The following is a 21876-nucleotide window of genomic DNA, read 5'->3' as shown; positions in this document are numbered from 1 at the left end:
GTACAGTGCCCGACGTGCGTGCAGAGTCCCGACCGACCACCGTCGGCGCCATCGCCCTGTGGGGCAGCAGCGACCTGCCGGGGCTCGGCGACCAGGTGGTGCCCCGGGTGTTGGAACGCGAGCTGCTGACCCGGTTGCCCGGCTGGCGCGTCACGCACTACGCCCCGCTGGGCTGGAGCCGGCCCTCGGTGGCTGACGGCGGCCTGGTCGCGGAGCCGCTGGGCGAGCACACGCCCGAGCGCCTCCAGCAGATCGCCGACGCGGTGCACCTGAGCATCCTGTGCGCGACCTTTTCCCGTGGCACCAACCTGACCGCCCTGTACGGGACGTCGGCGGCCGAGCCGTTCTTCGCCATGGACCTCCCGACCGTGACGGTCAATCTCGCGGTGCTGGCGGACACCCTGGTGCCGGCGGAAATCCTTGCGGCACGGACACTTCAGCTCCGCCAGCTCGGCGAGCTGCCCGAGGGCGACTACGTCATCGGCCCGGACGGCATCGAACTGCCCGAGGACGTGGTGGTCGAGGACAAGCTGGCGGCGATCGCCTCGGCGAAGAAGGTCGTCACCGACGACCCGTACGTCGCCGCCACGGCCGCCGCGCTGGGCACGCCCGTCCAGGGTCCGGTCATCGACGTCCGCATGCTCGCCAAGCAGGCGCGGGCCCAGATCGACGAGTTCGCCGAGGCCGCCGAGGCCGCGCTGGTCGAACGTGGCGGCGACCTGAAGCGGCGGATCGCCGACCTCGCCGCCGAGAACGCGGCCCTCCGGCACGCCCACGCGAGGCTGCGCCACCGCATGCTGCACGAGCGCCAGATCCTGGTGGACAAGCTGATGGCCGCCGACGATTCCGAGGCCGTCGAGCGGCTGCGGGCCGAGCTGGAGCACGAACGCCACCTGCACCGGGAGGCGCTGGCCCGCGCCGCCGAGGACCACCGCGAGCTGAACGCGTTGCGCCAGACCAAGCTGCTGCGCTGGTCGCAGCCGCTCCGGGACACCTACGGGAAGATCAGGCGGGCATGAGGATCACGTTCGTCCTGGTCTCCTACGGGGGCCGCGAGCTCGTCGTGGACTGCCTGCGGAAGCTGGCCGAACACACCCCGCAGCCGTACGAGGTGATCGTCGCCGACAGCGCGTCGCCGGACGGCACCGGCGAGTGGCTGGCCAAGAACCTCACCGGCGCGACCGTGCTGCGCATGGACCGCAACCTCGGCTTCGGCGCCGGCTGCAACCTGGCCGTGCGGCAGGCGAAGACCGAGCTGGTGTGCTTCCTCAACGCCGACGTCGAAGTCACCGAGGGCTGGCTGGAGCCGCTGCTGGCGGTGCTCGACGAGCGGCCGGAGGTGGCGGCGGTCGCGCCGGTCATGCTCAACACCGACGGCACCGTTCAGGAGGCCGGCAGCATCATCGGCGGCGACGGCTGGTGCCGTGCCTGGGACGGTCCCGAGCACGAGATGTTCGCGCGCCAGGTGGACTACGCGTCGGCGGCCTGCCTGCTGATGCGGCGCAGCGCCTTCAACCAGGCCGGCGGCTTCAGCGCCGACTACGAGATCGCCTACTTCGAGGACGTCGACCTGCAGGTCCAGCTCAAGGCCCTGGGCTGGACGGTGTGGCTGGACCCGCGGTCGAAGGTCGTGCACGCCCGCCACGGCAGCAGCACCACCGACCGTGCCATGGAGCTGATGCGGCTCAACCACAAGGTTTTCCTCCGCCGCTGGCCGCAGGAACTGGTCGACCGCCCGGACGTCGTCGGTCTCGACGAGCCGGAGCGAGCGCACCACAAGTTCTGGCTGCGCGACCGCAACGCCGGTTATCGGGTGCTGCTGATCGACGACCGCGTGCCGCAGGCCGACCGCGGCCGCGGCGACCCCCGCACGATGGCCGTCGTCGACGCCTGGCGGCTGGCCGACCCGAACGCCCGCGTCACCTTCTACGCCTACTCGCCCGAGCGCGCCGAGGAGTACGCGCCGGGCCTGCAGGCCAAGGGAATCGAGGTCGTGTGGGGTGTCACCGACGCCCGGCGCTGGGCGGCCGAGCGGGCCGGCCTGTACGACGTGATCGTGGTGTTCCGGCCGCACAACTTCGCCCAGGTCGGCCTGACGATCTCCAAGTCGCAGCCGCAGGCGGTCAAGGTCTACGACTCCGAGGCGCTGTTCTACCGCCGCCCCGGCCAGTACTTCGAGACGGCGCTGACGTCGGCGGAGCGCCGCCGGCTGGCGATCGAGGCGCGGCACCTGCGTGAGCAGGAGGAACACGCCTTCAACTGGGCCGACGTGGCCGTCTGCGTGAGCGAGGAGGAGGCGCGCTGGGCCCGTGGCATCGCGCCGGACACCTCCGTGCACGTCGCCTGCTACCCGGCGAACCTGCCCGGCGAGGTGCCCGGTCTCGAGGGCCGTGACGGGCTGGCGTTCTTCGGCGGCTTCGACAACACGCCCCGCACGCCCAACGAGTTCGCGGTCCTGGAACTCGTCGACGACGTGCTGCCGGAGCTGTCACGCCGGCACCCCGGCCTCCGGCTGCGGGTCATCGGCGCGGATCCGTCGCCGGCCGTGCGTGCCTTGGCCCGTGACGACATCGAGGTGCTGGGCAAGGTGCCGGACCCGGGCGTGTGGCTGTCCAAGGCGCGCCTGCACGTGGTGCCGATGCGCTACGGCGCCGGCGTGAAGATCAAGTTCGTCGACTCGATGGCGGCCGGACTGCCGTTCGTCACCACCCCGGTCGGCGGCGAGGGCCTGCACCTGGGCTGGATGGCCCGGCACCTGGTCGGCGAGTCGCCGGCCGAGATCGTCGAGCTGTGCGACCGGATGCTCACCGACGACGTGCTCTGGGCGGAGATCCAGCAGGCGCTCGTCGAGGTGTGCCGGACCAAGTTCTCCGCCGCGGCGTTCCGCGCCGAGATGGAGGGCGTGATCGCCGACTGCGGGGCGCTGCCGGCCCACAAAGCAGGCGCTACCAGCTAGTCGATGCTCGGCGGCACCAGCGGCGGGATCTTCGCGCGGGACCGGCGCAGCGCGTGCCAGCGCAGGGCGGCGCTGAGCAGGAACCGCTCGGCGCCCGCGGTCTCCTCCCGAGCGCGGGCAGCCAGCTTCAGCAGCGGCGCGCGGCGGTTCTCCACCTCGCTCAGCTCGGTCAGCCGCTCGCGGTCCTCGGCGGTCATGCCGTCCACCCGCAGCAGCAGCGTCGTCGCGAACTGGGCGACCCGGCGCAGCTCGTACTCGGCGACGGCCTCCAGCTGTGCCTCCTGCTCGGCGGTGAGCACCTCGTTGCGTCCCAAGGCAAGCAGCGCCATGCCGATACGGCCGGGCAACCCCTTGTCCAGCCGCTCCTGACGGTGGCCGGTCACGGCCTGCCCGTGCTGCCGGTACGAATACAGGGCGCGGTCCACGAATGCCAGCTTGCTGTCGGCCAGCGCGACTGCCGCGGTCCACTGGTCGTGGAACGCCGACGGCGTGCCCGGCGGGAACGGCAGCACCAGCTCACGCAGCGTCCGACCGTCGACCAGGCTCGACGCCCCGGTGACGGTGTTGAGCAGCAGCAACGCCTCCAGGTCCGTCCACTGGTTGCGGCGGTCCTGCCAGAACGAGCCGGCCACCACGGTGTCGTCCTCGTCGACGAGCCGCATGTCCGAGTAGGCGAGCCCGTGGCCCTCCAGCGCGGCGAGCAGCGTCGCCAGCTTGTCCGGGTCCCACACGTCGTCCTGGTCGGCCAGCGCGACCGCGTCCGCGTCGGACGGCGCGGCGGCCAGAGCGCGCTCGAAGTTGGCGTAGAAGCCGACGTTGTCCTCGTGGGCCACGAGCACGAACCGGTCGTCGCCGGTGATCAGCCGGCGGATGACCGCGACCGACTCCGGACCGGAGTTGTCGTCGCTGAGCACGCACACCCAGTTGTCGTGCGTCTGGGCCTTGATGGAATCCAGTTGCGCGGCAAGGAAAGCCGGATCCGGCCGGTAGGTCGCCATGCACACCGCGACCTTCGGACCGCTGCCGGGCCACGACACCGTCACCGGGTCCAAATTGGACGGAACGAGTCGCAGCGGCGGAAGTTCGCGCCGCAGCAGCGTTCCGTCCACCAGCAGCACGCCCAGCGCCAGCGGCTTGTCCACCGGCGCGGCGACCGGCGAGAGCGGCAGCCGGACCCGGAAGCCGCAGCCCTCGGGCGTGCGCACGACCGAAGGCCCAAGCGCGGCAACGACATCCGGCCGTGAGTGGCCCAGGCTCGCCACGTGCCAGGTGCCCTCGAACAGTACCCGGACGTCCTTCACCGCGATGCCGGCGTTGACCACCCAGCCGTCCAGGTCCACCACCTGACCGCGGCCGACCGCGACCGGCTTCTCCGGCACGTTCACCAGGTAAAGGAGTTCCGCCTCACGCTTCGGCCGCGCCGATTCGCGCATCCGGGCCCCGAACACACCGGCCAGCGGACCGGACCGCCGCAGCACGGCGTCGCCCTCATCGCCGGCCCGACCCAGCGCGATGTCCCGCATGCCCCGGGCAATCCGCGCCGACGGCCACAGGTAGCGGTGCGCCGCGCGCACGATCTTGGCGTTCTCCAACGCGTCCAAGCGGGCCCGGGTCTTCGACAGGCGATCGGCGACCTGCGCCGCCTGCTGCTCCAACTCCGCGGCGCGCGCCTGCGACCACTCGGCCTCCAGCGCCGCATCCGCGAGTTCCGCGAAGACCAGGCCCAGCCGGCGGTCCAGCCGCGCGGCCTCGGCACGGGCCACGGACAGCTCCTGCTCGGAGATGCCGAGCCGTCCCCCGAGGTCCTCGGCGTGGGCATGCGCGTCGGCCAGCGCCTGGCGGTGCCGTTCGAGATCGGCGGTGACGTCGAGGAGAACCTGGCGGTGGCGTTCGAGATCGGCGGTGACGTCGCGCAGGCTCTGCTCGACCCGCTTGCGATGATCGCGCTCGGCGACGAGTCCGTCGAGACCGCCCTCGACCGACCACAGCGGCTCCGGGCGAGGCCGGCTCGCCCGCTCGTGCAGCGCCTTGACGGTCGCCGCCGCGGACGTGCCGGCGACCAGCCACTGGAGCACGCCCTCGGCCTCGACCAGTTCGGTCCAACGCTCATCGGCCACTGCTTCGAGCCCGACCAGTCCGGCCAGGCCACGGGTGAGATCGCGGACGGTGGCCGCGTCGCCCCAGACGTGCGGCGCGCCGCTGTCGTACAGATCGTTCGCGAACTCCAGCAGCGACCGCAGCTGCGCCAACTCCGCATCCACTCCGGTGCCGGCCAACCATTCGCGGTCCACCCGCCCGACGCGGCCGTTCGGGGTGATGATCAGGTTGCCCGGGTGCACGTCCAGGTGATCCGGTGGCAGCACCGCCACGCCCTCGCGCCCCGGCAGGTAGGGGTGCAACTCGTCATCGGCGGCCAGTGGGCGAGCCTCGGCGAGCACCGTCCGCTGCCACAATGCGGCCAGCCGGCGACATTCCGCCAGGTCACCGACCCGCAGGGCATCCAGCAACCAGGCGTCGAGCGGACGGCCGGCGAGCCAGGACTCCGTCAGGACGGTCTGCTGCCGCAACCAGTCACGCTTCGAGCTGCGGGCAGTGCCCGATGTCAGCACGAGGTCGCGGCCGAGTCCGCGGGTGCGCCGCCATTCCGGCCGGCGGCCGGCGCTCACCAGCCAGGCCAGGCTCGGGTCGAGCAACTCGTCCAGCGGTTCCTCGGACGCCGACGCGAGCACCAGGAACGAGGGGGCGACCTCCACGCCGAAACCCTCGGCCACCGCCGCCCGGTACAGCTCACGCACCGGGGCCGCCATCCGGCCACCGCCGAACGCACCGCGCAGCGGGTCGCGGACCAGCTTCTCCACCAGCTCGGGGGCGTCCGGACGATCGAACAACGCCGTGTTCAGCACGACGCGCGGCAGCTTGTAGTCCGGGTACGGCAGCAGCCAGCGCTGCGCCTTGAGGCCGGCGTCGGCCAGCAGCGAAGCCAGCTTCCGTCGCGTCCACGTGCGGGCCTGCGGTTGGGCTCCCGGGTAGTCGGCGACGCCCACCCAGGACTTGCCGTGGTGATCCTCAGGCCGGCCGAGCAAATAGCCGACGCCGAGCTGGTTCTCGATCGCCAGCGCCACCACGCCGCGGTCGGACAGCGCCTTGCGAACGCCGGCCAGCAACCGTTCCGGACCCGCGCCGAAGCGGGTGCTGTACTCCAGCACCCCGCACAGCACCGCCAGGTCCATGCCGCTCACAGCGGCCAGCTCGCCCTCGATCTCGCCGCGCACGATTCGCACGTTCGGCAGGTCCCGGCAGCGCTCCCGAGCCGCCGCCGCGCGATCCTCCGTGCCCTCGATGCCGAGCACATCCAGGCCCGCCTCGCCGAGCGCGCGGGTCAGCACGCCCGTGCCACAGCCCAGGTCGACCGCGCGCAGCTCCGGCCGCAGCCGCAGCGGCGCCAGCAGGCCCAGCCGCTGCGGCGAGAAGTGGTAGGCCGTCTCCCAGGAGTCGACCTTCGCCGCCAGCTCCGTCGACCCCGCGCTGATGTCCTCCGCGGCCTTCAGCGCGAGCAGGACCTCGGACTCCGCGCCGTCGGCATAGCCGATCTCACCCGACATCACGAGGCAGGCGCGTACTTCTGCGTCTCGGTCTTGAGCAGGTCCCGGAACGCCTTCTCCGCGGCCGCCGCGTCGGGACCGTACGCCTCGACCCGGACGACGTAGCCGTTGGTGATGTAGTGCGCGCGGAACGCCGTCTGGCCGTCCGGGCCGCTGGCCGGCAGCGTCCGGGCGGTGACGCCGGTCGGGATGCCGCTGGTCACCTGCGTGTACTTGGACTGGGCGTAGAAGTTGTCGATCGCGTTCAGGATCGCCTTCGGGTCGACGCCGGTGCCGGCCTGGAACGCCCAGATGCCCTCGTGCATGGCGTCGTTCTGGGTCACGACGCCGGCCACCTGGATGGCGCCGTTGTTCCTGAGCAGCGCGACTTCCTGCTCCGTCGGCGCGTGGTTGGTCACCGCGTCCGCGATGGAGTAGTTGACGTTGTAGACCTGCTTGCCCGGCACCTGGACGAACGGGCCGGCCGGCAGGGGCGGCGGCGTGGACGTGGTGGTCGTCGGCTTCGCGCTGGTCGACGTCGTGGTGGTGGCGTTGTTGCTCGAGCCGGCGGTGAAGAAGTAGATGCCGCCGGCGAGGCCGAGCACCAGCACGACCGCCACCGCGATCGCGATGATCTTGCCGGTCTTGTTGCCGCTCTTGCCGCTGTCGAACACCTCCGGGCCCTGCAGCGGCCAGCTGGCCTTGCCGAAGTCGGGCGGCAGCTCGTTGCTCCACGGCGCCGCGCCGTACTCCTGCGGCTGCTGACCGATGCCCGGCTGCTGCGGCATCGACTGCCACGGCGGCGGGGTCTGCGGACCCTGCGCGAAGCCGCCCGTGTTGGGCACCACCTGGGTGCGTTCGGCGTTGTCACCGCCGGTGTTGCGCACCACCTGCGTGCGCTCCGCGTTGTCGCCGGCCGGCGGGTCGGTGATCGGCCGCAGCACCTGGGTGCTTTCGGACGGAGTCTCCGGCGGCGTCTGGTTCTGCTGGTTGGCCGGCGGCTGCCAGCGGAACGGCTGGCCGAACGGGCTGCTCTGCTGCGGCGGCTGCTCGGCCGCCGGCTGCTGGGGCTGGCCCCCCGGCGGCGTCTGCGGCTGCTGCCCCTGGGCGACGCCCAGCAGCTGGTCCCGACGCAGACGGTAGTCCTCTGGAGTCACCCGGCCCTGGGCCAGCTCGCTGTCGAGCTGCTGCAGCTCCTCTTGCCAGGACATCTCCACACCCTCCGGATCACGTCTCGCGTCTGGGGGCCATTGTGCCGGAGGCCCCTCGGCCGCCGTACTCGACTGGGTCGTTGAGAGATCGGGTTGTGACCCGACCCCGTGCATCACTGCTTCGGCGCCACCGGGAGCCGGTACGCCTTGCCCCCGGACATGACCACGACCTGTGGGTTCGTCGCGTTCGGGGCGGCCACCGCGTGCCAACCGGTGCCGGTGACGGTGGTGTGCATCGCCGCCGCCACGTCCGGCCTCGGCAGGCCGACGTAACCGCCGCCGACGACATTGTCGTGGTCGTCAACCACCAGCACGCAGTCGGCACTCTTGCCGTCCACCACGGCCCAGCCGGACAGCATCGTGTCGCCGGTCACCTTGCCCGACTCCACGTAGCCGCCGCTGGGGGCGTTTCCTGTTCCGGGCACCAACTGCGGCGCGGTGGCGACGTCCAGCTTGGCGCCCAGTTCGGGACCGCCGCAGCCGAGCGTGAAGTCGCTGGTGAACGGATAGGCGCCGAGGCCCTTCACGGCCGGCAGGACGCTGTCCTTGGTGCGCAGCGACAGCATCACGTTCTTGGCGTCCAGCTGCATCGCGACCGCCAGCACCGCCTGATTCGGGTACTGGTTGCGCACATTGGTCGCCTGCCCGCTGCCGAGCGTGTACGTCACCAGGCCGATGGACACGGCGAGCACGACGGCCGGCAGCACCGCGAGGCGACGCCACAGGATCACGCCGAGCGCCAGCAGAGCGCACATGGCGAGACCGCTGAGCAGCGCGTACCGGCCGGACTCGCCGATGTTGTCCGCGACGCCCGAACGCGAGACCGCGATCATGATCGCCGCCAGCAGGGCGTGCACCGCGAAGCCGGTCCAGCCGGCCGCCTCGACCGCCTGCGGCTCCGCGTCGCGCGGCCGCACCCTGGCCGCCACGACCAGGGCGATCGCCGTCACCAGCAGGATGATCGTCAGCGTGCCGGCCAGCATCGCGATGTCCGGCACCTGCGAGGACCACAGCTGGCCGACCACGCCGGAGGTGACGGCCAGGATCCGGTCCAGGGTCAGCGTCGGCGGCGGGATCGAGGACGAGCCCGGCAACGTGGTGTACGCGATCGCCGCGCCGACCAGCCCGAGCACCGCGATCACGATCGGCGCGATGATCTTCCACCGCCGATCGCCGCGCAGCCACGGGATCAGCGCCAGCGCCGCCCACACCGGGAAGGCCGCACCGTGGCCTAGGCAGGCGATGACGCCGAGCACCAGCGCCGGCACGGTCCGGCCGCGGTGTGCCAGCGCGACCGCCACGATCGCCGGCGCCAGCCCGGACAGCCAGTGCGTGCCGCTCATGCCCTCGGCGAAGTTCTCCAGGTTGCCCGCGGAGAAGACCAGCAGGGTGAAGCCGGCCAGGGCCGCCGCCCGCACCGTCGGGCTCAGCCGGCGCGGCAGCATCGAGGCCATCGCCGCGACGACGATCAGGCTGAGCACCACGACCAGCGCGCCCAGCGCGTGGTTGGAGCCGCCGAAGAACTTCGCGTCCAGCCAGAACAGCGTGCCCGCGACGACCACCGGGTGCTGGTTGTAGACGACGAACAGGCCGGCCAGGTGGTACTGGCCGGTCGGGTAGCTGGCCAGGCTCAGCACCGACCAGTAGTCGAGGAAGTTCAGCCGCGGCGAGCGAACGACCTCCACGATCATCGAGACCACCGGCGCCGCGGCCAGCAGCGACAGCAACACGACCGGCCAGTTCCAGCGCGAGCGAGCGGCCTCGGCCGCCGGCTCGGCCGTCACCCGCGGGAATTCCGTGGTGGTCATGCGAGCTCCGGTTCCCCCGCTCGGCCGGCTCAGCTCGCCGGTGCCTTCGTCAACAGTGCGGTGACGGCGTCGTGCAGCGCCTTGGCGACGGACGACTCGTCGGCCGGCTGCGCCTGCGCGACCGCCACCATCACCGCGTTCAGACCGGAAGCGTAGATGGCGCGGTACTGCACCTGGTCGCCGGCAACCAGCTTGACCACCTTCACCTGGTCCGGCAGGCCACTGCCGTCGACCGGGTGCAGTCCGCCCAGGTCCTGGTACTCCAGCAGGTCGGCGCTGGTTTTCTTGGCCGCCGCGGTGCTGTCGGTGACAAAGGCGAAGACCACGTAGTTGACCTTGCCGTCAGCCGAACCGGTGAAGGTGACCTGGCTCACCTTGTCGGCCTGGAGGAAGTCGCCCTCGCGGGCGTCGAACAGGCCCCGGTTCTGGCCCTCGAAGACGGACAGCTCGGCGCGGTCGAGCCGGGCGGTGCCGGGCAGCGCGGGAATGTCCTCCAGGTGCAGCGCCTTCGGCGCGGGCGGGGTGGAGGCGGCCTCGGTGCGCGGCCGGACACCGAACCACCAGCCGCCGGCAAGCAGCAGCAGGACCACGACGACGACCACGACCAGCAGTGCGGCCCGCGACTTCTTCTTGGTCATGCGGGCGTTGAAGATGTCCTCGTCCAGCGGCGGGCGGGGCGCGTACTGCGGCGCGGGCGCCTGCTGGTCGGCGAGCGGCTGGTACATCGGCAGCTCGGTGACCGCGGACCAGGGCGGCACGGAGTGGTTGTTCGGCTGCTGAGCGGACGGCATCGGCTGGATCGCCGGATTGGCGAACGGCTGGGACGGCGGGCCGGGAACCGGCTGGGACGGCGGGGCCTGCTGCTGAACCGGTTGGCTCGGAGCCTGCGCCTGGGCGGGCGAATGGGATTGATGTGATTGGACCGGGGGCTGCTGGACCGGTGGCGTCGGCTGCGCCGGCTGGTCCGGGTGAGCCGACACCGGGCGCTGCGGCGCGACCTGGCCGGCCGGTGGGAAGCCGCCCGACGCCGCCGCGAGCAGGTTGTCACGCCGACGCCGGTATTCGGCGGGTGTGATGCCCTTGTCCGCCAGCTCGGCGTCCAGTGCGCGCAGTTCCTCCTGCCAGGTCACGATCATCCTCCGGGGTCCGCGGCACGTGTCCGGCCTTGCTACCAGGCGTGTCCGCTCGTCACAACATAGTGAACCGGAACGATGCCGAGCTGCCTTTCGGCTGTCATGCCCCGGCGATGAACGAGGTCCGGCTTGTCGCCGCCGGTCGCTAAGGTCGTGCGGTGACCACCCTGACCGTGCATCTGCCTGAGGAACTCGACGTCGAACTGCGCGCGGCGGCCGACGCCGCCGGCGCGACGGAGGCGGAATTCGCGGCATCGGTGATCGCGGAAGCGCTGGACGCGCGGCGGCACGCCGAGGTGATGGCGATCGCGGAGCGGGTCCTGACCAAGGACGCGGCGATCGTGTACCGGCTGGGCACGGCATGACCAGGTACCTGACGACGGCCGACCTGCTGGCGATCGCGCACGCCACGATGGGCGGCGAGGCGCTGGTCCGGGACGCGGGGCTGATCGACTCGGCGGCGGCCCGGCCGATGACGACGATGTTCGGCGAGCAGGCCTATCCGGATCCGCACCGGAAGGCGGCCGCGCTGATGCACTCCGTGCTGCGCAACCACCCGCTGATCGACGGCAACAAACGGCTGGCCTGGGTCGCGGCCCGGGTGTTCCTGGCGTTGAACGGCATCGATTTCACGCCGGACGAGGATCGGGCCGTGGAATTCGTGCTCGCGGCGGCGGCCGGCGAATCGGACGACCTGGATACGGTGGCGGCGACCCTGCGGGAATGGTCGTCAACTGAGTAGCTGTACTCAAGACGGGAGGGTCCCGGCCCGGGACCCTCTCTTCCATGACAACCTCGCCTCCCGCGTCCGGTCCGACCCCCGCCTTCTTCGCCCAGGCCGCGATCTCGTTCGGCCTGTCGCTGCTGGCGGTGGCGGTCGGGGTCGCGTTGCTGCCGGTCGACCCGTGGATCAGAGCTTTCCTGGCGGTCGGCGTGCTCTACACCGTGACGTCCGCGTTCACGCTGGCCAAGGTCGTGCGCGACCGGCACGAGGACACCAGCCTCGCGCACCGCGTCGACCGGGCCCGGGTGGACAAGTTGATCGCCGAGCACGATCCGTTCCGGGTCGACTGATGGCAGACTGGATTCGTGGCCCTGTCGTCCGAGGTCAGGCAGCTGTGCCGGGCGCTGCTGCCGCCGGGTGAGCAGATCGAGTACGTGTTCCCGGCGCTGTCGGTAGGCCAGCCGGGGATGATCAGCTTGCTCGTCGTTGTTGGCACCTCCGGGGTCACTCTGTTGGCCTGCAAGTTCTTCCAGCGGCACGTGCCCGAGTCGGTGTGGGCGACCTTCCCGCGTTCGGTCCGGCTCTCGCCGGAGCCGATGGCGGATGGGCAGATCATCGAGTTGGGCACGATGCGGCTGGAGATCGACGAGGAGTACGTGCCGGTGGCGCGGGCCGCGGACGCGGCGCACGCCGACCGGGCCGGGCTCCCGCCGGACCCGCTGCCGGATCTGTGAAGGGACACGACACTCGATGCCGCAACTGACCGCGAACGGGATCACGCTGGAGTACGACACCTTCGGCGACCCGGCCGATCCCGCCCTGCTGCTGGTGATGGGCCTCGGCGCGCAGATGACCGCCTGGGACCCGGGGCTGTGCCAGCTGTTGGTGGACAAGGGATTCCACGTGATCCGGTTCGACAACCGCGACGCCGGCCTGTCGCAGTCCTTCGACGACCACCCGGTGGACGCCGCCGCGGTGATGGCCGGCGACGCCTCCTCGGCTCCGTACAAGCTGGCGGACATGGCCGACGATGCCGCGGCGTTGCTGGCCGAGCTGGGCATCGACCGGGCGCACGTGGTGGGCGCGTCGATGGGCGGAATGATCGTCCAGGAGCTGCTGATCCGGCACCCCGACCGGCTGCTGTCCGCCTGCTCGATCATGTCCACCACCGGCGACACCACGGTCGGCGCGTCCACGCCGGAGGCGATGGCGGCGCTGCAGGCCCCGCCGCCGCAGACCGCCGAGGAGGCCGGGGAGGCCGCGGTCCGGGCGAGCAGGGTGATCGGCTCGACCGGCTTCCCGTTCGACGAGGAACGCGTCCGCGCCGCGGGCAAGGCCTCGTTCGAGCGGGCCCGCCGGCCGATGGGCTTCGTCCGCCAGTTCGCCGCGATCATCGCCTCCGGCGACCGCACGGAGGGCCTGCGCTCGGTGACGGTGCCGACACTGGTGATCCACGGTGAGGCGGACCCGCTGCTCAACGTCTCCGGGGGCAAGGCCACCGCGGCCGCGATCCCGAACTCGCGGCTGTTGGTCATCCCCGGCATGGGCCACGACCTCCCGGCGCCGGCCTGGCCACAGATCGTGGACGCGATCGCCGACAACGCCGCCCGCGCGGGGTCCTCAGCGACCGTGTGACATCCGTACCCGCACCACCGTGCCGGCCGGCGACGACCCGTTGACCAGCCACAGCCCGCGCCCGTCGGGCTGATCGGCGTCGGGCCGCCGCCGGCCGGCCGCGCTTGCGGGCCTCGCCCGCCGCCCAGGACCGCTCCACCGATTTTGGTCTAGACCTTGACACCGAAAATGTGGTCTAGTCCACTTTCGGGCACCGCGGATCGCACCCTGTGGAGGCACGCATGACCCGCAGCTCCCTGCTTCACGTGTTAGCCGGTCTCACCGCAACCGCCCTGGTCACGCTGGCGATCGTGGCCCAGCCCGCGACCGGCGCCACCGCCAACCTGGCGGCCAATCCCGGCTTCGAGTCCGGCCTGTCCGGCTGGACCTGCTCGGCGGCCGCGGCCGCCGGCGCGCCGACGCACTCGGGTTCCGGCGCCGTCGCCGGCACGCCCGCCGGCCAGAACTTCGCCCAGTGCTCCCAACAGGTCAGCGTGCAGCCGAACTCGCAGTACACGCTGTCCGCCTGGGTCCAGGGCAGCTACGTCTACCTCGGCGCCACCGGCACCGGCACGACGGATCCGCAGACCTGGACGTCCAGCTCCAGCTGGCAGCAGCTGTCCACGTCGTTCACCACCGGCGCGTCCACCACGAGCGTCACGATCTACGTGCACGGCTGGTACGGGCAGCCGACCTACTACCTCGACGATGTGTCGCTGACCGGCCCGGCTGGCAACCAGCCGCCGCCCACGACGACCACCACCACAACAACCACGACGACGACCACCACGACCACGACCGGGCCGACCACCCCGCCCAGCTCCGGCCTGCCCACCCACGCCCTCGTCGGCTACCTGCACTCCAGCTTCGCCAACGGCTCCGGCTACCAGCCGATCGCGAGCGTGCCGGCCGCGTGGAACGTGATCGACCTGGCCTTCGCGGACTCCGCCGGCAACGGCAACATCGTGTTCAACCGCTGCTCGGCCAGCGAGTGCGCGGGCGTGGAGAGCGACGCCGACTTCCTGGCCGGCATCAAGGCGCAGCAGGCCAAGGGCAAGAAGGTGGTCATCTCCATCGGCGGCGCCAACGGCGAGGTGAAGCTGACCTCGGCCGCCGCCGCGACGAACTTCGTCAACTCGGTGAGCGCGATCATCGACCGGTGGGGCCTGGACGGCGTCGACATCGACTTCGAGAACCAGTCCCTGTCGCTGCAGGCCGGCGACTCCGACTTCCGCAGCCCGACCACCCCGGTCGTGGTCAACCTGATCTCGGCCCTCAAGCAGCTCAAGGCCCGCTACGGCACCAAGTTCGTGCTCACGATGGCGCCGGAGACGTTCTTCGTGCAGCTCGGCTACCAGTTCTACGGTCCCGGCCCGAACAACGCCCAGGACCCGCGCGCCGGCGCCTTCCTGCCCGTGATCTACGCGCTGCGGGACTCCCTGACACTGCTCACCGTCCAGGACTACAACTCGGGGCCGATCATGGGCCTGGACAACCAGTACCACCAGATGGGCGGGGCGGACTTCCACATCGCCATGACCGACATGCTGCTGACCGGCTTCCCGGTGGCCGGCAACACTTCACGCATGTTCCCGGCGCTGAGCCCCGGCCAGGTCGCCATCGGCGTTCCCGCCAACCAGAACGCCGGCAACGGCTGGATCCCCACCGGCACTCTCGATCAGGCTCTTGACTGCCTGACCAAGGGCTCCAACTGCGGCGGCTATGCCGTGCACGGCCGCCATCCCGACCTTCGCGGCCTGATGACCTGGTCCATCAACTGGGATAAGTTCAACAACTGGGAGTTCGCCACCAACTTCACCTCGTACTTCGGCAGCTGACCGCACCCTTCCGGGGTGGGCGCAGCGCCGGCCCACCCCGGGAGGCCGTCATCAGCAAGAGCAAGGGTGAGCTGCTCGCCGAGGGCTGGATCCTGGCCCAGAACGCGAAGGCCTTCGTCGAGGTGGCCAGCACCTTCGCCGGCCAGCAGCTGGAGGACGGCGACTGGCGCAACGTCGATCTGGGCCTGATGACCAGCGACTCCACCGCCCAGGACGGCTGGTACGAGTTCCCCCTCGAGGGTGATTCCGACGTGACCCTCGCCTTCGCCACCAGCCCCGGCACCGAGGTCCTCTCCGTCCGCGTCTGGGGCAACGGCTTCAGCGATCTCGCCATCCGCTTCGAAACCGCCTTCATGATCTTCGGCATGTACCGCCTGGAAGTCTGAAGGCACCAGGAGGAAGTCGGAAACGGCCTGACGAAGCAGAACCCGGGCCAAGGACCAGCAGCCGCCAGAAGGGCCAGGAAGCCAGGGGTTGGAAGGGCCAGCCGCCTTCAGAACACCGCCCAGCTAGTGCGTGGGGGGGCTCGGCCCCCCAAAATAATGGCGAGGGGTCTGTGGGAGCGCTTTTTGCGACCACAGACCCCTCAACCCCGAGCGGACGACGAGACTCGAACTCGCGACCCTCACCTTGGCAAGGTGATGCGCTACCAACTGCGCTACGTCCGCAACGCCGTGCTGCGCACAGCATATCCCATGCGCGGGAGGGGGTTTCAAGCGGGGTGGTCGGCGACCCCCAGCAGCCGGTCCACCTCGGCTAACTTCTCGGCGGGCAGGCGCCATTCCCACAGGGGGCGGACCTGGGCCATGACCTCCGTGGGGAGCCGGTGGGCGACGTCGTGGCGGAGGTCCCAGTCGTCGAAGACGTGTTCGTAGAAGCTGACGACGGCGGCGTTGGACAGGAACCGGCCGGGTTGTTCGAAGCACCAGCGGGCGAAGCCGTAGGCCCGGCCGAGCAGCTCCTCGTCGCCGGAGCGGTGCGCTTCGAGGGCGAGCTGCAGCACCTCGAACAGGAAGACGTGGCAGGACCAGGAGTCGCGTTCGAGGTAGGGACGCAGTTCGGGGAACCGCGCCGACGCTTCTCCACGCCACTCCACCACGGCTGAAGGTTACTGGAGCGGGGCGGGTCGCAGGACACGGCCGTGACCACCTGACGCCGAGCCGTGACCGGTCCGACACCAGGCGTTATTACGGCTGGCTGAGGCCAATCGGCGGTATCAGCGGTGGTCGGCGACCTTGTAAGAACGACTCAGGTTGTCCTGTCCTGTTACGTTTGGTTACACCTGTTCGTGGGATTATCGTCACCCACTCGGTGGCGTCGGCTGGGGAGGGGGCGGGGATGGCAGAGTTCAGCCGCCCGGTGTCGGCGGGAGCCGATGACGACCAAGCCCTGCTCGACAGACTTCGCGCCGGCGACGACAGCGCGTTCGGCCTGCTGTTCTCGCGGCACGCGGACGCGGTCCGCCGGTTCGCCATGCAGCAGGTGCGGGACGCGGCGGAGGCCGACGACCTGACCGCGGAGGCCTTCTTCCGCGTGTTGCAGGCGGTGCGCCGCGGCAACGGACCGACCGATCACGTGCGGACCTACCTGCTGACGGTGGCCCGCCGGGTGTCGTGGGAGTGGAGCGCCCGCCGGCGGGACGTGCCGGTGGAGGACGCGGAGCTGGACCGCCGGGCGGAGCCGTACACGGACAACTCGTCACGGCTGGCCGAGAGCACGTTGATCGGCCAGGCGTTCAGCAGCCTGCCGGAGCGCTGGCGGACGGTGTTGTGGCAGGTCGAGGTGGAGGGCGAGCGGCCGGCAGTGGTCGCGCCGCATTTCGGCCTGAGCGCGAACGCCACCGCGGCGCTGGCCCGCCGCGCCCGTGACGGTCTGCGCGCGGCCTACCTGCAGGCGCATCTGACGCAGGATCTCGGCGCGACGGCCTGCCAGTCGGTGCGGGAGAAGCTCGGTGGCTACACCGCCGGCACCGTGAAGGGCCTTGAGGGCCGTCGGATCAAGGCACACCTGCGCGGCTGTGCCCAGTGCAAGTCGCTGCAGGGTGAGCTACGCGAGGTCTGCTCCGCGCTGCGTGCGCACGCCGGCGTGCTCGTGCCGGTGGTCGGCCTCGGCGCTACCGCCGCCGTCGCCAGCCAAGCCGCCACTGGAGGCGGATTCGGCGCCGCCGTCGTCGGTAAGGGCGCCTTGCTCGCGACCCGGGTGAAACTGGCGCTGACCGCCAGCTCGGTCGCGGCCGTCGGTGTCTTCGGTATCGCCATCGGCCCGTGGCTGTCGCACACCCACGAGGCGCTGCCCAACCCCAGCGACAACCAGGTCGTGTCCACGTACTGCGCGCCGTCGCCGGGGCAACCGACCCCGGGCAACGGCCAGGCCGGCACGTCGGCGATGCCGACCAGCACGTTCGCCAGCGGCCAGCCCGCGTCCGGCAAGTTCCAGGCGGCCGAGGGCGCGAAGACGGCGTTCTTCGGCAAGCAGCCGGCCCAGCACGGCGGCCAGCTGGCGCCGCCGCAGCAGACCGGCGTCGCCGCCGACCCCACGCCGACCAGCACCAGCGTGACGTCGACCGCGCCGACCGGCACCTCCGGGCGAGTGCTCGACGACCCGGTGACCAGCAGCTCCGACAGCACGCCGACGATCGCCGTGCTGCAGAGCTCCACGCCGGAGACCACCGAGCCGAGCAAGAGCACGCCGTCCAGGACCACGGCCCCGAAGAAGCCGCCGCAGTCCTCGAGCACCGCCACGCCGACGACGACCACACCGACCTCGACCAGCATGCCGGCCGAAACCGCGACCGGTCCGACCGCGCCCCGAACGCCCCGTTGAGCGCGGGCGGGTGCGAACCGTCACAATTGCCGCGTGCACAGGTTCACCCGCCGGGTCCAGTCCCATCGCGATACCGTGAACACACGCTCCGGTGACCGGTTCGCGATCGCGAGGAGGCGGTGATGACGCGGTTGGTACGTGGTGCCGACGGCCGGATGTGGACCGTTCGGGGCCGCATGTCGTGGGCGAACATGGACGGGGCCGACGACTTCGAGCACGACGTGGCCGGCGGCCACGGCCCGGGCATCGGCATGATCTCCATCCTGGTCATCCTGACCGTCGTGCTGCTGGTCTGGCGGCCGGCCGGTGTTGTCGTGCCGGGCTGGCTGATCCTCGCGCTGGTGCTGCTGTTCCTGTTCTTCCCGGCCCGCTGGGCGCTGCGCCGGCCTTGGACGATCGTCGCCGAGACCCCCGGCGACCTGGACGAACACCCGCCGGAGCGGTGGGTGGGAACCGTCCGCGGCGTGTTCAACGTGCGGCAGGAGACCAGCAAGGTCGCGCGTAACATCGAGGTGTACTCCCTGCCCAACGTGGACGGGCCGCTGCAACCGGTGGACTAGCCCTTGCCTGAACTGCCCGAGGTCGAAGCGCTCGCGCATCACCTGCGCGAGTTCGCTGTCGGCCGCACGGTGGCGCGGGTCGACGTGGCGTCGCTGTCGGTGCTCAAGACCGCCAGCCCGCCGTGGACCGACCTGCACGGCCGCGAGGTCACCGGCGCCGGCCGGCACGGCAAGCACCTGGACCTGGACTGCGGCGGGCTGCACCTGATCGTGCACCTGGCCCGCGCCGGCTGGCTGCGCTGGGCGAACACGCTGTCCGCCACCCCGCCCAAGCCCGGCAAGGGGCCGCTGGCGCTGCGCGTGCACCTCGGGCCGCCCGGCGAGGGCCCGGGCTTCGACCTCACGGAGGCCGGCACCAAGAAGGGCCTGGCCGTGTGGATCGTCAAGGACCCGGCCGAGGTGCCCAGCATCGCCCGGCTCGGGCCGGACGCCCTGTCGCTGGACCGGGACGCGCTCGCCGCGCTGTTCAAGGGCCGGACCGAGCGGCTGAAGACGGCGCTGACCGACCAGACCCTGCTCGCCGGCGTCGGCAACGCCTACTCCGACGAGATCATGCACACCGCGCAGCTCTCGCCGTACGCCACCGCCGGCAAGCTCGACGACAACGCGCTGGACCGGCTACACGCCGCGATGCGCAGCGTGCTCACCGACGCCGTCACCCGGTCCGTCGGCCAGGGCTCGGCGACGCTCAAGGGGGAGAAGCGCTCCGGCCTGCGGGTGCACGGCCGGACCGGCCTGCCCTGCCCGGTCTGCGGCGACACCGTCCGCGAGGTCTCCTTCGCCGACAAGTCGTTCCAGTACTGCCCGACCTGCCAGACCGGCGGCAAGCCGCTGGCCGACCGCCGCCTGTCCCGCCTGCTCAAGTAGTCAGTGGGCGATGATCACGTGCAGGGTGCGGGGGCCGTGGACGCCCTCCACCCGGTCCAGTTCGATGTCGCTGGTGGCGGACGGCCCGCTGATGAAGGTCAGTGGCCGGGTCGGCTCCAGTCGGGCCAGCGCCTCCGGCACGATGCCGACGATCTGGTCGGTCCGGACCACGCACAGGTGGTAGTCCGGCACGAGCGTCAGCGCCCGACGGCCCTGCGCCTCGCCGCCGTCGAGCACGATGGTGCCGGTCTCGGCGATGGCCACGGCGCAGCCGGTCAGCACGCCGTCGGCGGCGTCCAACTGATCGATTGACAGCGGCGGGGAGTCGGTCGACCATTCCGCGCCGTCAACCCGCCAGTTCGACGGCAGGTCGACAGGTCCGACCATTCGCCGAACGCCGCGCTCCGCCAGCAGCTCCGCGATCTTCGCCGGCACGTCGGCCGACGCGACCCGGTGCACCTCGGCCCGGTAGTCGGCGATCCGCTCGGCCGCCAGCTCCACCAGGTCGCCGAGCGGCCGGCTCACGTCGTACGCGCGGGGAATCTCCCGCGCCGCGGGCCGGTCCGCCAGGGCGCGACGAATCCGGCCGAGAACCACTGACCTCGCGTCAGCCACGGTTGCGCCTCCACCACATCCGGAACGACTCGGCCGGCGGCGTCGGGACGTCACGGGTGGACGTCCACTTGGAGCCGGGCCACGGCAGGCTGCTGATCCGCCCGGACGGCGCCAGGTGCCGGGCCAGCGACCCCACCTTCTGGGCGTTCTCGTACCGGCGCGCGTCGGCGAAGATCCAGCCCAGCGCCGCCATGCCGACGGACTCCGGGGTGCGGCCCTTGGCCTCGACGGCCTCGGCCCGCAGGTGCACCAGCACCTCCGGGATGTTGATCCGCACCGGGCACACCTCGTAGCAGGCGCCGCACAGCGAGGACGCGTACGGCAGCGACGCCGCCTGCTTGTCGTGCATGTCGTTGACCAGTTGCGGCGACAGGATCGCGCCGATCGGCCCCGGGTACACCGACCCGTACGCCTTTCCGCCGGTCCGCTCGTACACCGGGCACACGTTCAGGCAGGCCGAGCACCGGATGCAGCGCAGCGCCTGTCGCCCGACCCGGTCGGCCAGCGCCTCGGTGCGGCCGTTGTCCAGCAGCACCAGGTGGAACTGCTGCGGGCCGTCGCCGGGCGTCACGCCGGTCCACACCGAGGTGTACGGGTTCATCCGCTCCGCGGTCGAGGACCGGGGCAGCAGCTGCAGGAACACCTCCAGGTCCTGCCAGGTCGGCACCAGCTTCTCGATGCCCATCACGGTGATCAGCACTTCCGGCAGGGTCAGGCACATCCGGCCGTTGCCCTCGGACTCCACGACCACGATCGACCCGGTGTCGGCGACGCCGAAGTTGGCCCCGGACACCGCGACCCGGGCGGAGAGGAACTTGCGCCGCAGGTGCCGCCGGGCCGCCTCGGCCAGCTCCCGCGGCTCGTCGGAGACCGGCTGCTCGGTCATCTCCCGGCGGAAGATCTCCCTGATCTCCGAGCGGTTCCGGTGGATCGCCGGCACCAGGATGTGCGACGGGCGGTCGTTGCCGAGCTGGACGATCAGCTCGGCGAGGTCGGTCTCGACGGCACGGATGCCGCCCGCCTCCAGCGCCTCGTTGAGGCCGATCTCCGCGGTGGCCATGGACTTGACCTTGACCACCTCGTCGGTGCCGGCCTCGCGCGCCAGCCGCAGCACGATCTCGTTGGCCTCACGGGCATCCCGCGCCCAGTGCACGACTCCGCCGCGGGCGGTGACCGCCGCCTCGATCCGTTCCAGATATGTGTCCAAATTGGACAGTACGTCGTCCTTGATCGCCGCGCCGGCCTGCCGCAGCGCCTCCCAGTCCGGCAGTTCCGACACGACGCGGGCGCGCTTGTCCCGGATGGTGTGGGTGGCCTTGCGCAGGTTGCGCCGCAGCTGGGTGTCGGCGAGCGCGGCTCGGGCGGCCTTCGGGAAGACCGGGCTGCCCAGCCAGATCACGGGGTTGCTGCCCACGGCTCCTCCTCGGTGCTGGCCAGGATCTCCGCCAGGTGGACGGTGCGCACGCCGGTGCGCAGCCGGGACAGGCCGCCGCCGATGTGCATGAGGCACGAGTTGTCGCCGGCGCAGAGCACTTCGGCGCCGGTGTTGAGCACGCAGCGCATCTTGTCGCCGAGCATGGCGGTCGAGGTGTCGGCGTTCTTCACGGCGAACGTGCCGCCGAAGCCGCAGCAGGTCTCCGCCGCCGGCAGTTCGACCAGGTCGAGCCCGCGCACCGCGCGCAGCAGCCGCATCGGCTTGTCGCCGACGCCGAGCATCCGCAGCGAGTGGCAGGTCGGGTGATAGGTCACTCGATGTGGGAAGTACGCGCCGACATCCGTCACACCGAGCACGTCGACGATGAACTCGGACAGCTCGTAGGTGCGGGTGAAGGCATCCGATGACCCGTGCAGTTCGGGGTGGATCTCCCGCACCATGCCGCCGCACGACCCGGACGGCGCCACGATCGCGTCGTAGCCGGCGAAGACCGTGGCGTACTTGGCCGCCAGCGACCGCGCCTCGTCCCGGTAGCCGGTGTTGTAGTGCATCTGGCCGCAGCACGTCTGGTCCATCGGGAAGTCGACGTCGCAGCCGAGCCGCTCCAGCAGCCGGACCACCGCGCGGGCTGTCGACGGGTAGAACGTGTCGGTGAGGCAGGTGGCGAACAGGCCTACACGTGGAGCTGGCACGCGACCACCCTGCCTGGTG

Annotated in this window: 20 protein-coding genes and 1 tRNA gene; 12 read left to right on the top strand and 9 right to left on the bottom strand. The window is 71.3% G+C overall.

Annotated elements, in window-relative coordinates:
- Positions 1 to 14 precede the first annotated feature (14 nt).
- Together BJ998_RS18650 and BJ998_RS18645 are read left to right on the top strand one after the other, a co-directional pair.
- Positions 15 to 1019, top strand: a complete 1005-nt coding sequence (locus BJ998_RS18650; RefSeq protein ID WP_184863378.1) for a hypothetical protein — start codon at positions 15 to 17, stop codon at positions 1017 to 1019.
- Positions 1016 to 2956, top strand: coding sequence for a glycosyltransferase (locus tag BJ998_RS18645; RefSeq protein ID WP_184863376.1), 1941 nt, complete (start codon positions 1016 to 1018; stop codon positions 2954 to 2956). The genes BJ998_RS18650 and BJ998_RS18645 overlap by 4 nt, the downstream gene beginning before the upstream one ends.
- On the opposite strand, the gene BJ998_RS18640 is transcribed toward BJ998_RS18645, so the two are convergent.
- The 4 genes from BJ998_RS18640 to BJ998_RS18625 all read right to left on the bottom strand — a co-directional run bounded on the left by BJ998_RS18640 (position 2953) and on the right by BJ998_RS18625 (position 10686).
- Positions 2953 to 6558: a glycosyltransferase gene (locus BJ998_RS18640; protein WP_184863374.1), complete on the bottom strand. Its 3606-nt coding sequence runs from the start codon at positions 6556 to 6558 to the stop codon at positions 2953 to 2955. The genes BJ998_RS18645 and BJ998_RS18640 overlap by 4 nt on opposite strands.
- The gene (locus BJ998_RS18635) at positions 6558 to 7748 is read right to left on the bottom strand and encodes a hypothetical protein (RefSeq protein ID WP_184863372.1); all 1191 of its coding nucleotides are present in this window, start codon (positions 7746 to 7748) and stop codon (positions 6558 to 6560) included. The genes BJ998_RS18640 and BJ998_RS18635 overlap by 1 nt, the downstream gene beginning before the upstream one ends.
- Positions 7749 to 7861: 113 nt before the next feature.
- On the bottom strand, positions 7862 to 9556 hold the full coding sequence (locus tag BJ998_RS18630) for a hypothetical protein (RefSeq protein WP_184863370.1): 1695 nt from the start codon (positions 9554 to 9556) through the stop codon (positions 7862 to 7864).
- A gap of 29 nt (positions 9557 to 9585) precedes the next feature.
- Positions 9586 to 10686, bottom strand: a complete 1101-nt coding sequence (locus tag BJ998_RS18625) for a hypothetical protein (protein ID WP_184863368.1) — start codon at positions 10684 to 10686, stop codon at positions 9586 to 9588.
- Positions 10687 to 10847: 161 nt separating this feature from the next.
- Between BJ998_RS18625 and BJ998_RS18620 the strand changes: the two genes are divergently transcribed.
- The 7 genes from BJ998_RS18620 to BJ998_RS18590 all read left to right on the top strand — a co-directional run bounded on the left by BJ998_RS18620 (position 10848) and on the right by BJ998_RS18590 (position 15251).
- On the top strand, positions 10848 to 11054 hold the full coding sequence (locus tag BJ998_RS18620; protein WP_184863366.1) for a hypothetical protein: 207 nt from the start codon (positions 10848 to 10850) through the stop codon (positions 11052 to 11054).
- Entirely contained in the window at positions 11051 to 11431 is a 381-nt protein-coding gene (locus BJ998_RS18615) for a type II toxin-antitoxin system death-on-curing family toxin (RefSeq protein ID WP_184863364.1), read from the top strand. The genes BJ998_RS18620 and BJ998_RS18615 overlap by 4 nt, the downstream gene beginning before the upstream one ends.
- Before the next feature lie 44 nt (positions 11432 to 11475).
- The gene (locus BJ998_RS18610; RefSeq protein ID WP_184863362.1) at positions 11476 to 11763 is read left to right on the top strand and encodes a YiaA/YiaB family inner membrane protein; all 288 of its coding nucleotides are present in this window, start codon (positions 11476 to 11478) and stop codon (positions 11761 to 11763) included.
- A gap of 15 nt (positions 11764 to 11778) precedes the next feature.
- Positions 11779 to 12147 carry a hypothetical protein gene (locus tag BJ998_RS18605; RefSeq protein WP_184863360.1) on the top strand — a complete coding sequence of 123 codons (369 nt, stop codon included), beginning with the start codon at positions 11779 to 11781 and terminating at the stop codon, positions 12145 to 12147.
- 16 nt (positions 12148 to 12163) lie between these two features.
- On the top strand, positions 12164 to 13048 hold the full coding sequence (locus BJ998_RS18600; protein WP_184863358.1) for an alpha/beta fold hydrolase: 885 nt from the start codon (positions 12164 to 12166) through the stop codon (positions 13046 to 13048).
- Positions 13049 to 13269: 221 nt separating this feature from the next.
- Positions 13270 to 14865 carry a chitinase gene (locus BJ998_RS18595; RefSeq protein ID WP_184863356.1) on the top strand — a complete coding sequence of 532 codons (1596 nt, stop codon included), beginning with the start codon at positions 13270 to 13272 and terminating at the stop codon, positions 14863 to 14865.
- A gap of 122 nt (positions 14866 to 14987) precedes the next feature.
- The gene (locus BJ998_RS18590) at positions 14988 to 15251 is read left to right on the top strand and encodes a hypothetical protein (RefSeq protein ID WP_184863354.1); all 264 of its coding nucleotides are present in this window, start codon (positions 14988 to 14990) and stop codon (positions 15249 to 15251) included.
- A 209-nt stretch (positions 15252 to 15460) separates the two neighbouring features.
- On the opposite strand, the gene BJ998_RS18585 is transcribed toward BJ998_RS18590, so the two are convergent.
- Together BJ998_RS18585 and BJ998_RS18580 are read right to left on the bottom strand one after the other, a co-directional pair.
- Positions 15461 to 15533, bottom strand: a tRNA-Gly gene (locus BJ998_RS18585).
- A 44-nt stretch (positions 15534 to 15577) separates the two neighbouring features.
- Positions 15578 to 15964 carry a DUF7674 family protein gene (locus tag BJ998_RS18580; protein ID WP_184863352.1) on the bottom strand — a complete coding sequence of 129 codons (387 nt, stop codon included), beginning with the start codon at positions 15962 to 15964 and terminating at the stop codon, positions 15578 to 15580.
- Positions 15965 to 16203: 239 nt separating this feature from the next.
- On the opposite strand from BJ998_RS18580, the gene BJ998_RS18575 reads away from it, so the two are divergent.
- From BJ998_RS18575 to BJ998_RS18565, 3 genes are all read left to right on the top strand, one after another.
- A complete protein-coding gene (locus BJ998_RS18575; RefSeq protein WP_184863350.1) occupies positions 16204 to 17688 on the top strand; it encodes a sigma-70 family RNA polymerase sigma factor in 1485 nt (494 codons plus the stop codon).
- 122 nt (positions 17689 to 17810) lie between these two features.
- Complete coding sequence (locus BJ998_RS18570) at positions 17811 to 18248, top strand: DUF983 domain-containing protein (protein WP_184863348.1); 438 nt, start codon at positions 17811 to 17813, stop codon at positions 18246 to 18248.
- Positions 18249 to 18251: 3 nt separating this feature from the next.
- Entirely contained in the window at positions 18252 to 19115 is an 864-nt protein-coding gene (locus tag BJ998_RS18565; protein WP_184863346.1) for an Fpg/Nei family DNA glycosylase, read from the top strand.
- Here BJ998_RS18565 and BJ998_RS18560 read toward each other — a convergent pair whose 3' ends face one another.
- The 3 genes from BJ998_RS18560 to BJ998_RS18550 are packed head-to-tail and all read right to left on the bottom strand — an operon-like array spanning position 19116 to position 21857.
- Positions 19116 to 19730 (bottom strand): LutC/YkgG family protein, encoded by a 615-nt coding sequence (locus tag BJ998_RS18560; protein WP_184863344.1) that lies wholly within the window; start codon positions 19728 to 19730, stop codon positions 19116 to 19118.
- Complete coding sequence (locus BJ998_RS18555) at positions 19723 to 21144, bottom strand: LutB/LldF family L-lactate oxidation iron-sulfur protein (protein ID WP_184863342.1); 1422 nt, start codon at positions 21142 to 21144, stop codon at positions 19723 to 19725. Before BJ998_RS18555 ends, BJ998_RS18560 begins: the two co-directional genes overlap by 8 nt.
- A complete protein-coding gene (locus BJ998_RS18550) occupies positions 21126 to 21857 on the bottom strand; it encodes a (Fe-S)-binding protein (RefSeq protein WP_184863340.1) in 732 nt (243 codons plus the stop codon). Before BJ998_RS18550 ends, BJ998_RS18555 begins: the two co-directional genes overlap by 19 nt.
- Positions 21858 to 21876: the final 19 nt, after the last annotated feature.

The sequence above is a fragment of the Kutzneria kofuensis genome (genome assembly GCF_014203355.1).
In the GTDB taxonomy this organism is placed as follows: domain Bacteria; phylum Actinomycetota; class Actinomycetes; order Mycobacteriales; family Pseudonocardiaceae; genus Kutzneria; species Kutzneria kofuensis.
This window is presented reverse-complemented; position numbering and strand designations above follow the sequence as displayed.